Genomic DNA, 555 nt, shown 5'->3' with positions numbered 1-555 from the left:
TGACATTAGACAAGCACAAGGCAACAAGGATACTGCTTCTTAGCCACCCCACCAAACACAGCTACACACTAACTGGAAGGAGGAAAGTCTCCATAATGTTTAGCAGCTCATGTTCAATATTCTTCCAAAAATGGATAATCAGGGTGATCCAGAGCAAATGCCATTTGAGAATATCGAAAATTTCTGTTGAGGCTGTCAATTGTTTTCATGTCCTCTGGGGTCAATTCAAAGTCAAACACGTGGAAGTTCTCTTTGATTCTCTTCTCATTGAAGCTCTTGGCCAGAACCACCACCCCCCTCTGCAGTTGGTAGCGCAGGGCAACCTGGCCTGGAGATTGGTTGTGTTTCTTGGCAATGGTCATTAAGACAGGATCCTCCAGGAGGTATGGGCTATCACTGCTGACCCAGCTTGAGTCTCTGTGGGATCCCAGAGCACTATAGGCAACGAGAACAATGTCTTTGGACTTGCAGAACTCCAGGAGTTTGCTCTGGTTGAGATACGGGTGACATTCTACCTGGTTGCAGGTGGGTTTGTATTTCATCCCTGGTTTGTTC

1 protein-coding gene is annotated in these 555 nt (G+C 46.5%); it reads right to left on the bottom strand.

What is annotated here, in order from left to right; genetic code table 11:
• Window positions 1–113 precede the first annotated feature (113 nt).
• Window positions 114–555, bottom strand: a 442-nt coding sequence (locus tag R7E38_RS23250; RefSeq protein ID WP_318082205.1) for an aldo/keto reductase, incomplete at its 5' end; no start/stop codon positions are given.

This window comes from Vibrio sp. Vb2131 (assembly GCF_033338535.1).
Classification (GTDB): Bacteria; Pseudomonadota; Gammaproteobacteria; order Enterobacterales; family Vibrionaceae; genus Vibrio; species Vibrio alginolyticus.
This window is presented reverse-complemented; position numbering and strand designations above follow the sequence as displayed.